Annotated in this window: 17 protein-coding genes; 8 read left to right on the forward strand and 9 right to left on the reverse strand. The window is 61.9% G+C overall.

The annotated features are described in order from the left end of the window. Positions 1–145: 145 nt before the first annotated feature. The 3 genes from AB9K34_RS13900 (at position 146) to AB9K34_RS13910 (ending at position 2,222) form a co-directional block, all read left to right on the forward strand. On the forward strand, positions 146–760 hold the full coding sequence (locus tag AB9K34_RS13900; protein ID WP_369955025.1) for a uracil-DNA glycosylase family protein: 615 nt from the start codon (positions 146–148) through the stop codon (positions 758–760). After that, a complete protein-coding gene (locus tag AB9K34_RS13905; protein WP_369955026.1) occupies positions 757–1,548 on the forward strand; it encodes an SseB family protein in 792 nt (263 codons plus the stop codon). Before AB9K34_RS13900 ends, AB9K34_RS13905 begins: the two co-directional genes overlap by 4 nt. Before the next feature lie 155 nt (positions 1,549–1,703). Next, positions 1,704–2,222, forward strand: coding sequence for a YHS domain-containing (seleno)protein (locus AB9K34_RS13910; RefSeq protein ID WP_369955027.1), 519 nt, complete (start codon positions 1,704–1,706; stop codon positions 2,220–2,222). Between the two features lie 263 nt (positions 2,223–2,485). Here AB9K34_RS13910 and AB9K34_RS13915 read toward each other — a convergent pair whose 3' ends face one another. From AB9K34_RS13915 to AB9K34_RS13925, 3 genes are all read right to left on the reverse strand, one after another. Then, on the reverse strand, positions 2,486–3,073 hold the full coding sequence (locus tag AB9K34_RS13915) for a GcrA family cell cycle regulator (protein ID WP_369955028.1): 588 nt from the start codon (positions 3,071–3,073) through the stop codon (positions 2,486–2,488). Positions 3,074–3,162: 89 nt separating this feature from the next. After that, positions 3,163–4,065 carry a DMT family transporter gene (locus tag AB9K34_RS13920; RefSeq protein WP_369955029.1) on the reverse strand — a complete coding sequence of 301 codons (903 nt, stop codon included), beginning with the start codon at positions 4,063–4,065 and terminating at the stop codon, positions 3,163–3,165. Positions 4,066–4,180: 115 nt separating this feature from the next. Continuing rightward, a complete protein-coding gene (locus AB9K34_RS13925) occupies positions 4,181–5,695 on the reverse strand; it encodes a flavin-containing monooxygenase (protein WP_369955030.1) in 1,515 nt (504 codons plus the stop codon). 326 nt (positions 5,696–6,021) lie between these two features. Between AB9K34_RS13925 and AB9K34_RS13930 the strand changes: the two genes are divergently transcribed. Further along, positions 6,022–7,197, forward strand: coding sequence for an aspartate aminotransferase family protein (locus tag AB9K34_RS13930; RefSeq protein ID WP_369955031.1), 1,176 nt, complete (start codon positions 6,022–6,024; stop codon positions 7,195–7,197). Between the two features lie 85 nt (positions 7,198–7,282). Continuing rightward, positions 7,283–8,209, forward strand: a complete 927-nt coding sequence (gene argF, locus AB9K34_RS13935) for an ornithine carbamoyltransferase (RefSeq protein ID WP_369955032.1) — start codon at positions 7,283–7,285, stop codon at positions 8,207–8,209. A 252-nt stretch (positions 8,210–8,461) separates the two neighbouring features. Here argF and AB9K34_RS13940 read toward each other — a convergent pair whose 3' ends face one another. From AB9K34_RS13940 to AB9K34_RS13965, 6 genes are all read right to left on the reverse strand, one after another. Then, complete coding sequence (locus AB9K34_RS13940) at positions 8,462–9,388, reverse strand: electron transfer flavoprotein subunit alpha/FixB family protein (RefSeq protein ID WP_369955033.1); 927 nt, start codon at positions 9,386–9,388, stop codon at positions 8,462–8,464. Further along, positions 9,388–10,146, reverse strand: a complete 759-nt coding sequence (locus tag AB9K34_RS13945) for an electron transfer flavoprotein subunit beta/FixA family protein (protein WP_369955034.1) — start codon at positions 10,144–10,146, stop codon at positions 9,388–9,390. Before AB9K34_RS13945 ends, AB9K34_RS13940 begins: the two co-directional genes overlap by 1 nt. A gap of 180 nt (positions 10,147–10,326) precedes the next feature. Continuing rightward, entirely contained in the window at positions 10,327–10,899 is a 573-nt protein-coding gene (locus AB9K34_RS13950; RefSeq protein WP_369955035.1) for a cob(I)yrinic acid a,c-diamide adenosyltransferase, read from the reverse strand. A 4-nt stretch (positions 10,900–10,903) separates the two neighbouring features. Next, complete coding sequence (locus tag AB9K34_RS13955; RefSeq protein WP_369955036.1) at positions 10,904–11,107, reverse strand: twin transmembrane helix small protein; 204 nt, start codon at positions 11,105–11,107, stop codon at positions 10,904–10,906. A gap of 69 nt (positions 11,108–11,176) precedes the next feature. After that, positions 11,177–12,004, reverse strand: coding sequence for an SDR family NAD(P)-dependent oxidoreductase (locus tag AB9K34_RS13960; RefSeq protein ID WP_369955037.1), 828 nt, complete (start codon positions 12,002–12,004; stop codon positions 11,177–11,179). 84 nt (positions 12,005–12,088) lie between these two features. Further along, positions 12,089–12,721 (reverse strand): SH3 domain-containing protein, encoded by a 633-nt coding sequence (locus tag AB9K34_RS13965; RefSeq protein WP_369955038.1) that lies wholly within the window; start codon positions 12,719–12,721, stop codon positions 12,089–12,091. Positions 12,722–12,921: 200 nt separating this feature from the next. Here AB9K34_RS13965 and AB9K34_RS13970 point away from each other — a divergent pair, with 200 nt between their 5' ends. The 3 genes from AB9K34_RS13970 to AB9K34_RS13980 form a co-directional block, all read left to right on the forward strand. Beyond that, positions 12,922–15,270, forward strand: coding sequence for a DNA topoisomerase IV subunit A (locus AB9K34_RS13970; RefSeq protein ID WP_369955039.1), 2,349 nt, complete (start codon positions 12,922–12,924; stop codon positions 15,268–15,270). A 115-nt stretch (positions 15,271–15,385) separates the two neighbouring features. Continuing rightward, on the forward strand, positions 15,386–15,958 hold the full coding sequence (locus AB9K34_RS13975) for a hypothetical protein (RefSeq protein WP_369955040.1): 573 nt from the start codon (positions 15,386–15,388) through the stop codon (positions 15,956–15,958). Between the two features lie 114 nt (positions 15,959–16,072). Further along, a partial coding sequence (locus AB9K34_RS13980) for a GTP-binding protein (RefSeq protein WP_263615882.1) occupies positions 16,073–16,213 on the forward strand: 141 nt, incomplete at its 3' end.

Genomic DNA, 16,213 nt, shown 5'->3' on the forward strand with positions numbered 1-16,213 from the left:
CGTACCGGGTGAACCTTAACGTTATATATGCGCGAGTTAGGCCATTTTATGTCGAACTGCGATAGAATTGTCGCTGTCTTGCGCGCGGGTGACGGGTTTCGGGTGAACGGTTGACAATCGCGGCGCCTGATCGTTCGGATGATCCATGACCTCTTTTGATGCCCCCGGTTGCGAACCCGCACCGCTCGCCGAACGGATCGCGCGATGCAGACTCTGTGCCGACAGGTTTGCCGCCACCGCAACGGCGCATCGGCCGCGCCCGGTGGTCTGGTTCCGCCCGTCGGCGCGTATTTTGATTGCCGGGCAGGCACCGGGCGCGCGCGTTCACGCATCGGGACGCCCGTTCACGGACCCGTCAGGCGATCGTCTGCGTGAGTGGCTGGGGCTGGACGAGAGGGCATTCTATGATCGCGACAAGGTCGCCATTGTTCCGATGGCCTTCTGTTTTCCGGGCTACAACGCGCGCAATGCCGACCTACCGCCGCCGCCGATATGCGCGCGGACCTGGCGCGGCGAGGTGATGTCAGAACTGAGCGCGGTAAGATTGACCGTCCTCGTGGGTGGATATGCGCAGAAATGGCACCTTGGCACCCGGCGGCCCGTGACCGAGGTTGTTCAGGGATGGCGCGACCATGCGCCCCGCGTGTTCCCCTTGCCTCATCCGTCCTGGCGCAATAGCGCTTGGTTGAAACGAAATCCCTGGTTTGAATCCGAGTTGTTGCCGGTGTTGCGCAGCCGGGTGCGCGAGGTACTGCAATGACCGAGACAACACCTTTGGACATGGCCCATGCCGCCATGACGGAACACCCGGATGACGACTCGGCGCGTCTGCGATTTTACGAGCGGCTGGGCGATAACGAGTTGTTTCTGCTGCTGATCGAAGAGGCGAAGGGCGACTCGCTGTCGCCGGAAGTGTTCGACGTGGCCGACGGTCAGTTCGTGCTGGCCTTTGACCGCGAGACCCGTCTTGCCCGGTTCACCGGATGCCCGGCGCCCTATGCATCGCTGTCCGGGCGGGTCCTCGCACAGATGCTGGCCGGGCAGGGGATCGGTATCGGTTTGAACCTTGATGTCGCGCCATCCTCGATCCTGATCCCGTCCGAGGCGCTGGCGTGGCTGTCTGAAACGCTGGGCCATGCACCGGATGAGATCACCTCGCGGATCGCCGAAGTGTCGCCGCCAACGGGTCTGCCCGAGGCGGTGATTACGGCGCTGGATACCAAGCTTGCCATGGCGGTTGGTTATGCGCGTGCGGCCTATCTTGTCAGCGTGGTTCACGAGAACGGATCGCACGGTCACATGCTGGGTTTCGTTGCGGCCCGTCCGGAAGCGCAGGCTGCCCTGGCACGGGCTGCGGGCGAGGCGCTGACCTTTTCCGGAATCGAGGCCGGCTCGATTGACGTGGCGTTCTTTGCGGAAACGGATGGCATCGCGGCAAAACTCGACCGGTTCGGATTGCGCTTTGACCTGCCAGTGCCTCCGGAGTCCGAAACAATCGAGCTCCGCGCGCCGGGCTCCGACCCGGACAAGCCGCCGATCTTGCGATAATCCGACGTCGATTGAAACATTTCACAGGGTTGCAGTCACGGCATATCCGGTTTGCTCACAGCCGCGCGAGGGGGACTGCGCAAGCTGAAACCCACATCCTAGGTTGGCGTCACGCGGATGGCACTGGGCCGGCGCGACGCATGAAAGGACTTGCAATGAAACGTTTCGCCTTGGCCATTGTCGCCGCCACGACCCTCGCACTTCCGGCCTTTGCCGGAGAGCAATATGTGGACAACACCGGTTTTGCGGTATCCGGCTATGACGTGGTCGCCTATCGAAGCCTGACCCAAAGCCCGGTCGGCACGAAGCAGCCTGCGGGCGTACCGGGTCGCGCGGATATTACCGCCGAATACAATGGTGCCACCTTTGCCTTTGCCAGCGAAGAAAACCGGGATCAGTTCCTGACCGACCCGGCGAAATTCGCGCCGCAATATGATGGCCATTGCGCTTTCGGCGTCAGCAAGGGCGGCAAGGTGCCCGGCAACCCGAACCTGTGGCGGATCGTTGACGACAAGCTTTACCTGAACATCACCGAGAACGTCGTGGGCTTCTGGGAAGAGGACATTCCGGGCAATCTCGATCTGGCCAATGGCAACTGGCCCGAGATCGAACCGGCTGCCGCGTCGGAAAACCCGATCCCGAACTTCACGTCGTCCGCGCCGGCGTCGAACTGATCAAGCCACCCGGTCATGCGCCTGCTCCGCTGATGCGGGCAGGCGATTATGGCGGTTTTGATCGTTAAAGCGTTTCGCGATTAACTTGAAACATCTGGCGTCACCTAACGCGTTGAAATCTTTGATTTCAGGCAGCGTTGGGTGATTCAGGTTTATCGCGAAATGCTATAGGGGTGGGGCAGGTGAAAGTGTCTGGAAAAGACCATTTTACCTGCACCCTGCTCTTGTCGTTGCCGTGCAGGTGCCTGGCAACGACATGCGGCTTATCTCCGGCGATCGCGCCGGGCACTCATCGGTTGGAACGCGACGCCGACATGCGCCTCACAATAGGGTTTCCCGGCCTGGACCGGCAGGCCGCAGAACCAGAAATCTTCTGTCGCCGGATCGCCGACGGGCCACTTGCAGGTCCGTTCGGTCAGTTCCATCAGGCTGATCTTTTTCGATTTCTTCTCGACTTCGTTGACCTTGGCGAGCGCCTCGGGGCTGATCTCGTTGGCAGAGGGTTGCGGCGGCAGCGGCTGGCCTGCGGGAATGATCTGCTTGCGGGCCGGCACCGCCGGCTTGGCCTCTGCCGCCGGTTCCTGTACCGCTGCCGGTCGCGCGGCTTCGGTCTTGGGCATCGGGCGCGGCTTGGCCTCGGGCTTGGGAGCGGCGGGGGCAGGCTTGGCCTTGACCTCGGACTTGGCGGCCGCCGGGGTGCCTGAATTGCGGTTGGACAGGCCAAGGCGATGCACCTTGCCGATTACCGCATTGCGGGTCACACCACCAAGTTCCTTTGCGATCTGGCTGGCCGACTGGCCTTCCCCCCACATTTTCTTGAGTGTCTCGACGCGCTCGTCAGTCCAGGACATTGGCAACCTTTCCAGCTAAAAAGCGGCCTCCGTAGGACAGGCCGCTTTAGATATCTCATGCCGCGCTATTTTAATCACTGTGACCCGAGTTACAAGGTATCTTGCGTCGGAACGGGCCGTATGCGTGCCTCGCGAAGCGCAAGCAGCAGCGCCCCGGCGATGATGGTCATCGCCCCGATCAGGGATATCGTATCTGGCACGACACCGAATCCGATGAAATCGTAAACCGCCGCGGCAATCAGCGTGGCATAGCTGAAGGGCGCGACAAAGCTGGCATCGGCGCGGGCCATGGCGTTGACGAACAGGGTCTGTGCGCAGGCCATGAGAATACCCAGTCCGGCCAGCGCCGCCCATTGAAGCGACGTCGGGGGCACCCAGACAGGCAACACCGCAAGGGTGGCAATGCCGAGTCCTATCATGTTGTTGACCAGCAGGATCTGAAAGATCGGCTCGCGCCCCGAGAGCTTCTTGATGAAGATCAGTTCCATCCCCATAAGCGCCGCCGCGGCAAGGGCCAGGAGCGCGGCAGGCTGGAAGCTTTCGGGTGTCGGCCGCAGCAGGATCATCGCCCCGATCAGGGCGATGATGGCGGCGGTCCATCGGACCGGGCCAACCCTTTCACCCAGCAGCGGTATGGCCAGCACCATTGCAAAGACCGGGTTCAGAAAGGAAATCGCCGTGGCATCCGCCAGCGGAATATAGGCGACCGACGCGAACATCATGGTGACACCCAGCCAGCCAAAGGTCGTACGCCCGAAATGCAGGCCCCAGTGCGGGCGCCCCAGACGCGGGCGCATGATCATCGCCACGCTGATGAGGGCTGCGAGCGCAAACAGGAAACGGCCATGGCTGATCTGCAGCGGATGCAGAGCGGGACCGAGCACATTCGTGCCCAGAGCCTTGGCAAACAGCGTCGTCGCCGCGATGAAGGCCGTCGCGGTCAGGATAAGCGCGGCGGCGAGCGCGGGGTTCTGTGACTTGGGCTCGAACATGGCGCAGCCTTGGAGCCAAACGCGCGGCAGTGCAAGGGGATTTGATCTTAATCCCACCAAAGCCGCAGCCGACCGTATTGCACGCCCCGGCTTATCCCCAGCCCTCAACTTGCATTCAAGACCCGCTTCCGATCCCGTGCTGCGCGTAGATCAGCGTGCCGTCGTCAAGGTCGGCGGCGGGCAGGGTTTCGCGGTCATCGAAATAGTCCTGCGTCATCACCCAGGGTTGCCGATCACCCTGTCTCGGCATGATGTCGAGACCTCTCAGGATGTACCCCGCGTTGAAATTCTCCGGCTCGATCCACGGGCGGGCGGGCATCGCCAGTTCCTCGTCCCGCAACGCGGGCACAACCGAGGTTGCCCGGCGCTCTGTCATATGCGTGAGCAGTCGGCAAACATAATCCGCTACCAGATCGGCCCGCAGCGTCCAGCTGGCCCGAAGATAGCCGAACACCATTGCCATGTTCGGCACGCCGCTCAGCATGATGCCGCGATGGGTCCAGCATTGTGAAATATCGACGGGCCTGCCGTCGACCCGCACTGAAATGTCACCGAGCGCGTTCAGCACCAATCCTGTCGCTGTCACGATGATATCGGCCTCCAACATCTCGCCCGAAGCCAGTTCCAGCCCGCGCGGCGTGAACCGCCGAATGTGATCGGTGACAATCGACGCGCGCCCGGACCGGATTGCGGTGAACAGGTCGCCATCGGGCACCACTGCAAGCCGTTGACGCCAGGGGCGATAGCTCGGTTTGAAATGGGTTTCGATGTCGAAATCTTCGCCCAGATAGGCCCGTACCCCGGCGATCAGGTCGGCGGCAAGCGCCTCCGGTTCCTCGAATGATCGACGCGTCACCACCTGCTGTTCATGCAGGAACTTGCGCCGCAGGATTTCGTGCTGCCATTCGGCGGGCAGGTCGAGCGCGCGCAGGGTCTCGATGAACTGGTCTGTCGCGGGCCGCGCATAATAATAGGTTGGCGACCGTTGCAGCATCGTTACATGCGCCGCGGTTTCGCACAGGGCCGGAACCAATGTCGCAGCGGTGGCACCCGAACCGATGACGACAATCCGTTTCCCGTCGTGATCCAGATCGGCGGGCCACTGCTGCGGATGTACGACAGGGCCGCTGAAATCTTCCATGCCCGGCCAGCGCGGCTGGTATCCCTCGGAATGGCGGTAATAGCCTGCGCACATCCAGAGAAACCGGCAGGTCAATGTCTCGGTCCCCGTTGAATTCCGCACCGTCAGGGACCAGACCGCTTTCTCGCTGTTCCAGTCGGCGTTTTCAACCGTGTGGCCGAATCGAATGTGTCGGCGCAGGTCATGCTCATCGACCGCCTCGTTCAGATAGGCCAGTATTTCCGGCGCGGTGGCAATCGGCACTCCGGTCCAGGGTTTCCAGCTGAAGCCGAATGTAAACAGATCACTGTCCGAGCGGATGCCGGGAAACCTGTGCGTCTGCCAAGTGCCGCCAATCCCGGACTTGGCGTCCAATACCGCAAATCTCTGTTCGGGCAGGTTTGTCGCCAGGTGATAGGCGGCCGCGATCCCCGATATCCCCGCGCCAATGACGACCACGTCAAGATCGGGCATGCGCGGCGTCTGGATCATGTGGGTTGAAGATGGCATGGCGGTCTCCCCGGTCTCGTTCTGGCGGACTATGTCAGAAATCGCTGAGCCGGGGAACGCTTCCGGCGTTCAGGCCACGCAACGGACCGATGTTCTTTGCCATCCCCACCGTCACATTGGGGCTGGTCATGCCGGTGATCCTTGGCTAAGAGACGTTCCATGAATAAACGCGCTGACACCTTTCTGCTGCGACGCCGACGCATCTTTGCGTAACCGGCCTGTTTGTTCCTGTGCCCGCTGATGGGCGCTCCCAATCCACAAAATCGTTGACGAAACCGCCCATTGTGAGTCACTCACAGGGCTTCTTGCCTGATAAGGATGATCCAATGATCCCGTCCGTCCTGCCGACCTATAACCGTGCACCGCTCAGCTTTGTCAAAGGCGAGGGCATTTGGCTGATCGAGGCGGACGGGCGACGCTTTCTCGACCTCGGTGCCGGCATCGCGGTGAACGCCCTTGGTCATGCCCACCCCGCATTGGTCGACGCGATAACCCGGCAGGCGCAGAATCTGTGGCACGTCTCCAACCTCTACCGGATCCCCGAGCAGCAGGCGCTGGCCGACAGGCTGGTCGCAGCGAGTTTTGCCGACACCGTGTTCTTCACCAATTCCGGCACGGAATCCTGTGAACTCGCCGTCAAGATGGCGCGCAAGTACTGGTTCGACAAAGGCCAGCCGCAAAAGACCGACATCATCACCTTCGAAGGGTCCTTCCATGGGCGCTCAGCCGCGGGTATCGCCGCCGCCGGTTCGGAAAAGATGACGAAGGGCTTCGGTCCGCTGCTCCCCGGTTTCATGCACCTGCCCTGGAACGATCCCGACGCCCTGCGCGCGGCCATCACCGATACCGTGGGCGCGATCCTGATCGAGCCGGTGCAGGGCGAGGGCGGCATTCGCCCCTTGTCCGATCAACAGCTCAAGGACATTCGCGCGCTGTGTGACGCCCATGACCTGCTGCTGATCCTTGATGAGGTGCAGTGCGGCGTCGGGCGCAGCGGTCGGCTCTTCGCACATGAATGGGCCGGGATCACACCGGACATCATGATGGTCGCCAAGGGGATTGGCGGCGGTTTCCCGCTCGGCGCCGTGCTGGCAACCGAAGACGCGGCCTCGGGCATGACCGCCGGAACCCATGGCTCCACCTATGGCGGCAATCCGCTGGCCTGTGCCGTGGGCTGTGCCGTCATGGATATCGTCGCAACCCCCGATTTCCTCGCCGACGTGAACCGCAAGGCGGGCCAGCTGCGCCAGGCGCTCGAGGGGCTTGTCGCCTCCCATCCGGACACGTTCGAAGAGGTGCGCGGCGTCGGCCTGATGCTCGGACTCAAATGCCGCAAGACCAATAGCGACGTGGTCAATGCGGCTTACGAAGCCGAGGTGATCACCGTCCCGGCGGCGGATAATGTCATCCGCCTGCTGCCCCCCCTGAACATAAGCGCGGATGAAATCGCAGAGGCCATAACCCGCCTGGACCGCGCCGCGACATCGCTCGAAGCCGCCTGAATTTCATCTTTGCGAAATACTCCGGGGGTGTGGGGGCTGGCCCCCACCGGTCCCGCCCCGGCGAAACACAAGAAAAGTACATGATATGAACCATTTTCTGGATATTCACCAAACCGACCCGACGGCATTGCGGCAGATGATCGAGAATGCGGGGCGTATGAAACAGGCGCGCCTGAACCGTCCCAGGGGCGCGCCGGATGACGAGCAGCCCCTCGCCGGACGAATGGTGGCGCTGATCTTCGAAAAGCCGTCTACCCGCACCCGTGTCAGCTTTGATGTGGGCGTGCGCCAGATGGGCGGTCAAACCATGGTTCTGTCCGGAAATGACATGCAGCTTGGCCATGGTGAAACCATCGCCGATACCGCCCGCGTCCTCAGCCGCTATGTCGACATGATCATGATCCGCACCTTCGACGAATCCGTGTTGACGGAAATGGCGGACTACGCCGATGTCCCTGTGATCAACGGGCTGACCGACCGCACACATCCCTGCCAGATCATGGCCGATATCATGACCTTTGAAGAGCATCGCGGCCCGATTGCGGGTAAAAAGGTGGTCTGGACCGGCGATGGCAACAATGTCTGTGCCTCGTTCCTGCATGCGGCCGGACAGTTCGGTTTCGACTTCACCTTCTCCGGTCCGCCACAATTGGACCCCGAGCCCGAGTTTGTCGGTTTCGCCCGTCAGAAAGGGGTGAGCGTCACCATCGAACGCGATGCGCGAGTCGCCGTGCAGGGCGCTGACCTGGTGGTGGCGGATACCTGGGTGTCCATGCACGATGCGCAATCTGCGCGCGAACGCCGCCACAACATGCTGCGGCCTTACCAGGTCAACGCCGCGCTGATGGCCGAGGCCAAGCCCGATGCGCTCTTCATGCATTGTCTGCCGGCCCATCGCGAAGAGGAGGTTACCTCCGAAGTGATGGACGGCCCCAATTCCGTGATTTTCGACGAAGCGGAGAACCGCCTGCACGCACAGAAGGCGGTGATGCGCTGGTGCCTCGGGGTCTGATCCGGGTCTGACGGAACCCGCGCGTCAGAGTGTTTTGGGTGGGGCAGGCGTGGCGACCGTGTGCGCCTGCCTGCCGCTGTCGCAATCCACCGCAGACGATCGGCATGACAAGAGGCTGACACCGCGAAATAAAATCAGGAAAATCGCCGTTGCGCGGGATGCCCGGCGGGATCGCGATGTCAAAAAGCCCCCGCCAGCGGCGAGGGCTTCTTCGTCGTGTTGGTCCTGACCCTCAACAGGCCGGGCCAGAGGTCACAGTTTTTCAGTGAGTTCCGGTACGGCTGTAAACAGGTCGGCGACGAGGCCGAAATCGGCGACCTGGAAGATCGGCGCTTCCTCGTCCTTGTTGATGGCGACGATGATCTTGCTGTCTTTCATGCCGGCGAGGTGCTGGATGGCACCCGAGATGCCGACCGCGACATAGAGATCGGGCGCGACCACCTTGCCGGTCTGGCCCACCTGCCAGTCGTTCGGGGCATAGCCTGAATCGACCGCTGCGCGGCTGGCGCCGACGGCGGCCCCCAGCTTGTCCGCCAGTTTCTCGATCAGGGCAAAGTTCTCTTCCGAGCCGACGCCGCGCCCGCCCGAGACGACCACGCCCGCCGAGGTGAGTTCGGGGCGATCGCTTTCGGCGACCTTGTCCTCGACCCATTCCGACAGGCCGGGATTCTCCGCCGCCGAGATCGTCTCGACCGAGGCCGAACCGCCATCGCCCGCCGCGTCAAAGGTCGAGGTACGGATCGTGACAACCTTTTTCGCGTCGCCGGATTTGACCGTCTGGATCGCGTTGCCCGCATAGATCGGACGTTCGAACGTGTCGCCGTCGACAACGCCGGACACGTCGGAAATCACCATCACGTCCAACAGCGCGGCCACCCGCGGCATCACGTTCTTGGCGTCGGTCGTGGCCGGCGCAACGATATGTTCGTAATCTCCGGCCAGGCTGGCAATCAGCGCCGCCGTCGATTCCGCCAGGCGATGGCCCAGGCTGGCATCCTCGGCCACCAGAACCTTGGAAACGCCGGCAATCTTTGCGGCCGCTTCACCTGCGGCAGCGGCAGAGCCGCCACAGCACAGCGCGGTCACATCGCCCAGCTTGGTCGCGGCGGTCACCGCCTTTGCGGTCGCGTCCAGCGCCAGTTCACCATCCGTGACTTCGGCAAGCAAAAGAACAGCCATTATACAGCCCCCACTTCCTTGAGTTTCGCAACCAGCTCGTCCACCGAACCCACCTTGATCCCGGCGGCCCGTGCTTCGGGCTCGGCGGTCTTGACGATCGTCAGGCGCGGTGCGACGTCGACGCCGTAGTCGGCGGCGGTCTTTTCATCCAGCGGCTTTTTCTTGGCCTTCATGATATTGGGCAGGCTGGCATAGCGCGGCTCGTTCAGACGCAGGTCGACCGTGATGATCGCCGGCATCTTGACCTTGATGGTCTGCAATCCGCCATCGACCTCGCGGGTTACCACGGCATTGTCGCCATCGATGTCCAGATCGGAGGCGAAGGTGCCCTGGCTCCAGCCCAGCAATGCCGACAGCATCTGGCCGGTGGCGTTCATGTCGTTGTCGATTGCCTGCTTGCCGCAGAGCACCAGCCCGGGCTGTTCTTCGTCCACGATCGCCTTGAGGATCTTGGCGACGGCGAGCGGTTCGATATCGGTGTGCACATCATCGGCGGCCACCACCAGGATTGCCCGATCCGCCCCCATTGCCAGCGCGGTTCGCAGTGTCTCCTGGCACTGCTTCACGCCAATGGATACGGCCACGATCTCGTCTGCCTTGCCGGCTTCCTTCAGACGGATTGCCTCTTCCACCGCGATCTCGTCGAACGGGTTCATCGACATCTTGACGTTGGCGAGATCAACACCGCTCCCGTCCGCCTTGACGCGAACCTTTACGTTATAGTCAATCACGCGCTTGACAGGCACCAATACCTTCATATGCGTCTCTCTCCTCAATTAAAACCGAGCCGGTCATCGACTCGGTTCAGTGCATCACCGCAGTTGATAGCGGGGCGAAGCCGTGGAAAACAGGGTAAAATCGTCACGTTTTCCGGGTGGAACGTCGCGTTTTCTGTTTTCCTATGGGGGGTAGCGCAATTTTCGGTGCCTCAAAGAGCCTCAGCGGTTGGCCCCCGGCACCCACAAGACATCACCTGCGCCGTTGTCATTCGCCGCGCGGGACGCGACAAAAAACCAGTCGCTCAGCCGGTTCAGATATCTGACGGCGGCCGGATTGACCTCTTCTGCCGACGACAGTTCCACGGCCAGGCGCTCGGCGCGGCGCGAGACGGTTCGGCAGACATGCAACTGCGCCGCCAGAGGCGTTCCGCCGGGCAGGACAAAGCTGCGAAGCGGGTTCAGGTCGGCATTCATCGCGTCGATTTCCGATTCCAGCCGGCTCACCTGGGAATCGACCATCCGCAACGGCGGGTACTCTGCCTCGGCGTCCTTGTCTATGTCCGGCCGGCAGAGGTCGGCGCCGAGGTCGAAGAGGTCATTCTGGATGCGTGACAATGCGGTGTCCAGTTCGCCTTCGGCATGCAGCCGCGCGACGCCGACAAAGCTGTTGAGTTCGTCCGAGGTGCCATAGGCAGATACCCGCAGCGCATGTTTGGCGATACGTTCGCCATTGCCAAGGGCGGTGTCGCCGCCGTCGCCGGTACGGGTGTAGATCTTGTTCAGGACAACCATGCCGTCAGCCCCCGCTTCCGCGCAGCCAGACAAAGAGCACGATCAGGCAGACCGCGACGAACTGGGCGATGATTCGCAACTGCATCATCTTGTTTCCGTGCTTCTTGTTGAACGCGCCGCCCTTGGCAAACCCGCCGATGCCGATCATCAGGATGACCACCACCGCGGCCATTGCCACGAGGATTGCGGTGAAAAGAAAATCGCTCATGTCGTCCCCAAGTCTTTGTCGCCTGCGCCGTCAGATAGCGTCATGTTGCACAAAAGCGAACCGTTAAATCTAGATCCGCGACACGATGCGGTCGGTCATCCGGCTTGAAACCACCCGTTTCAGGTATCCGCCGATATAGGTGGCGGTGGTCACGTAGTATCGCGGGTTGGGCGAACGGTTGTTCAGGGCCCGGACCAGTTTCGCGGTAACCGCACTCGGCGGCAATTCGAATGTATCGGGCGCCCCGCCTTGATACAGGCGCGGCAACAGGCGGCTTTCATAGTCGGCTCGTCGGGGCGAGTTTCGCCAGTCGATGTATTTCTCGAAATAGGGAATGCCCTTTTCGCGGAACAACGTGGTGATCGGGCCGGGTTCGATCAGGACAACATGGATGCCGGTGCCACGCAGTTCGGCGCGCATCGTATCGCTCAACCCTTCCAGCGCGTGTTTGGTGGCGGTGTACGCACCGCGCCACGGGATCGCGACCAGCCCGAGGATGGACGAGCATTGCACGATATGTCCGTGTCCTTGCTGCCGCATGACCGGGATAACCTGCCGCGTGAGATCGTGCCAGCCGAACAGATTGGCCTCGAAAATTGCGCGCAGTCCGTCGGTCGGCAGGTCTTCGACCAGCCCGGCAAGCTGATGGGCACCGTTGTTGAAGAGCGCATCCAGCGTGCCGTTCGTGGCCGCAAGCACAGAGTGCAGGGCGTCGCGGATGCTGTCCTGGTCGCAGTAATCGAGACGCGGGCTGTCGAACCCTTCGGCGATCAGCCGGTCGCAGTCGACCTGCTGGCGGCAGGCGGCAAAGACGCGCCAGCCCTGTGCCCGCAAGGTTTGCGCCGCGTCAAGACCGATACCCGACGAACACCCGGTGATCAGGATGGATTTCTGCATGAGCGACGCCCGCTGGTGATCCTTGGACGAAACCTATGCCTGCTGTCGCGGCCTACTGCAACCGACCTGCGATATTCCGACGTGTCAGCGGCTGCGCTTGCTGACCAGGGATGCCGAGATCCAGCCAATCTGACGCCCGGGGATCGTACGCAGGCGCAACCAGCCGGTCCCGCTTTCGCTCAGGACTTCGACGGACTGGCCGATGTTCAGGCGGGTGATGATCGGATAGATCGTGCCCGGACCATCGCGCATGTTCACCCTTGTTCCGATGATTTCGCGCAGGTCGGCCTCCTGCGCCGCGATGAGATCGGTGCGATCGACGTCGACCGTTTCGACAGTCGAGGCGGCGCGCAGGCCCGAAGCTCCGAGCTCCAGAGAGGCCAGCGACAGGGCATTGGCCGGGGTGTCATCCGAAACGAGTGTCAGGCCCTGCGAAAGGCTGGCGCGGACTTGCTGCAATTCCGGCGAGGGCGCACGGGCGACTGTTTCGCTGGCCGCAGGCTGCGCGACCGCCGGTTTCGGGGTCGGCGTTTGCGTGACCAGTGTCGCGGGCGCGACGCGGACCGGCGCGCTGGCCCGGCGCGGGGCGGGGTCTGTTCGGGGCTTCACGGTGTTTTCGGCCACTGCTGGGGGCTCGGGCGGCTGGAAGTCGGACCCTCCGCTCAATTCGTAGAAAACCAGTGCCATGATGGCGAATGAAACAATAACCAAGCGCATTGGACGCCCTCCAGTGCAAAATCACAATAAACAAGAAGCCGGTACCAAACCAGACGAGCGCCCCAATCATAGCGAGCGCGCCGATTCGTTGCAGGGGGAAGAGTCGAGAAAGTTTGTCATTCCGTCAAATTTGCACGCTCGCGGGCAAAAGCGATACGGGTCGCTTTACCCGGCTCGATCATGGGCGTATCACAGCATCTATGAGTGATCTTGTTGATGACCCCAATATGAAGCCCGAAAACAGCCTTGGCGAAGTGGCCGAGCCCCTGCGCCGCGCGATCGGCGATCGTTATCTCACGTATGCGTTATCGACCATCATGCACAGGGCGCTGCCCGATGCGCGGGACGGTCTCAAGCCGGTTCACCGGCGAATCCTCTACGCGATGCGCGAGTTGCGGCTCTCGAGCACTGGCGGATTCCGCAAATCCGCCAAGATCTCGGGCGATGTGATGGGCAACTACCACCCACATGGGGATGCCGCGATCTATGATGCGATGGCGCGGCTGGCACAGGATTTCAACGTTCGGTATCCACTGGTCGACGGGCAGGGCAACTTTGGCAATATCGACGGAGATAATCCGGCGGCGAGCCGATATACAGAAGCCCGCATGACCATCGTTGCCGAGGCTCTTCTCGAAGGGCTGAACGAAGACGCCGTCGATTTCCGCGACAATTACGACGGCACGCTGACCGAACCGGTGGTGCTTCCCGCGCAGTTTCCGCACCTGCTCGCCAACGGGGCCAGCGGTATCGCGGTGGGCATGGCGACCAATATTCCGCCACACAACATAGCCGAGCTTTGCGATGCCTGTCTGCATTTGGTCAAAACACCCGAGGCCCGCGACGATACGCTGCTGAAATATGTGCCGGGCCCGGATTTCCCCACCGGTGGCGTGATCGTCGAACCGCCCGAGAACATTGCCAATGCGTATCGCACCGGGCGTGGTTCGTTCCGCTTGCGCTGCAAGTACGAGATCGAGGACCTGGGGCGCGGCCAATGGCAGATCGTGGTCACGGAAATTCCCTACCAGGTGCAGAAATCACGGCTCATCGAAAAGATTGCCGACCTGATCCAGACCAAGAAGGTTCCGATCCTGGCCGATATCCGCGACGAAAGCGCCGATGACATCCGGATGATCCTCGAACCGCGGTCCAAGAACGTGGACCCCGAAGTCCTGATGGGGATGCTCTATAGAAACTCGGATCTCGAGGTGCGGTTCAGCCTGAACATGAACGTATTGATCGACGGGGTTACGCCCAAGGTCTGTTCGCTCAAGGAGGTGCTGCGCGCGTTCCTCGATCACCGTCAGGACGTGTTGCTGCGCCGTAGTCGGCACCGGCTGGCCAAGATCGATCACCGGCTCGAAGTGCTGGAAGGTTTCATCGTCGCGTTCCTCAATCTCGACCGGGTGATTGATATCATCCGCTATGATGACGATCCGAAATCGGCGCTGATGCGCGAGGACTGGTCGCGCAGCTTTTCCCGCGCGACCTCGGAAAGCGACTATGAGACGCCGCCGCCGGGCGATGGCGAATTGTCGGAAGTTCAGGTCGAAGCGATTCTGAACATGCGCCTGCGCAGCCTGCGGCGGCTCGAGGAGATGGAGCTTCGCAACGAATACGACGCGTTGATGAAGGAGCGGGCCGACATTGAGGACCTGCTCGGCGATGCGGGGCTGCAATGGGCCAGGATCTCCGAGCAACTCAGGGAAACAAAGAAAACCTTTGGCAAGGATTACGAGGGCGGCGCGCGGCGCACGCTTTTGCAGGAAGCCGCGGAAATCGAAGAGGTGCCGCTCGAGGCGATGATAGATCGCGAACCGATCACCGTTGTCTGCTCGCAGATGGGCTGGATCCGCGCGATGACCGGCCATATCGATCTCAATCGCGAGCTCAAGTTCAAGGATGGCGATGCCCCGCGTTTCATTTTCCACGCGGAAACCACCGACCGCCTGCTGGTATTCGGCTCCAACGGGCGTTTTTACACGCTGTCCGCTGCCAACCTGCCCGGTGGGCGGGGGATGGGCGAGCCGGTGCGGCTGATGGTGGATTTGCCGAACGAAGCCGAGATTGTCGATCTGTTCATTCACATGCCCGATCGCAAGCTGCTGGTGGCGTCGTCTGCGGGCAACGGCTTTGTCGTTGCCGAATCCGATGTCGTCGCGCAGACCCGGAGTGGCAAGCAGGTCCTGAATGTCGGAGATGCGGCGCGGGCCAGCATCTGCCGACCGGTGCAGGGCGACCATGTCGCGGTGGTGTCGCAGAATGGCAAGTTCCTGGTCTTCCCGACCGATGAACTCCCCGAGATGGGGCGCGGCAAGGGCGTGCGGCTGCAGAAATACAACATGGCCCGAGGCAAACAGGGCTCGCTGGAACTGGACGGCGGGTTGTCGGACATCACCACCTTCAACTGGTCCGACGGGCTGAGCTGGGAAATGGGCGGCGGCAAGACCCGGCACGAACAGGACCTGACCGAGTGGCTGGGCAAGCGGGCAGGGGTTGGCAAGCGCCCGCCCTACGGCTTCCCGCGCAACAACCGGTTCGGCTAATTGGTCCGGGCGGCGTGATGCGTATCACATTGGCGGCAATCGGCCACGCTTGGGTTTGCACCCTCGCTGCGGCTGGTCTATCTGCACTGGGACACGAGGCTGACGAGAGAGCACAATGATCCGTATTCTGACATTGCTGGCGGGGCTCGCCCTGTTGGCGGCCTGCAACACGGGCCCGCAGGACCGCACCCCCGAGTCACTCGGCGAATTCAAACTTGGCCATAACGTCGTGGTCGCGTCCAAGATGCGCAAGGGGCCGATTTCCCGCGATGCCACGGCGGAGGAGTGGGAAACCACGATCCGTGACGCCGTACAGGCGCGATTTGGCGGGTTCGACGGCGATCAGATCTATCATTTCGGCATCAGTGTCGAGGGCTACATGCTGGCGCCGGAGGGCTTCATCTACAACCCGCGCTCGATGCTGGTGATCAATGTCACGGTCTGGGACGACCAGGCGGGCAAGAAGCTGAATGACGAGGTGCACCAGATCACCGTGGTCGAGGATTCGACGACAGCGACCTTTTTCAAGGGCTCGGGTCGTGAGCGCACCAAGCAGGAGCAGATGGATGGCCTGACCGCCAATGCGCTCGACCTTCTGGGCGACTGGCTCGCCGAGCGCCACAGAGAGGATGGCTGGTTCGACAAGCGATCGGAAACACCGGCCCCCGTCGCCGCCGTGACCGAGTGATCCCGGACGTGCAGGTCAGGCTTGATTTTCTGTCCTGAACCTCATATGTCGCGCCCGCAATCGACGTAAATTCGGGCCGGTTTCGGCCCCCCAATTCAAAAAAGGCGCCCGAGAATGGCAAAGGAAAAGTTTGAGCGTACAAAACCGCACGTCAACATCGGCACGATTGGCCATGTTGACCACGGGAAGACGACGCTGACCGCGGCAATCACCAAGTATTTCGGTGACTTCAAGGCCTATGACCAGATCGACGGC

It is taken from the genome of Sedimentitalea sp. XS_ASV28 (genome assembly GCF_041224545.1).
Classification (GTDB): Bacteria; Pseudomonadota; Alphaproteobacteria; order Rhodobacterales; family Rhodobacteraceae; genus Sedimentitalea.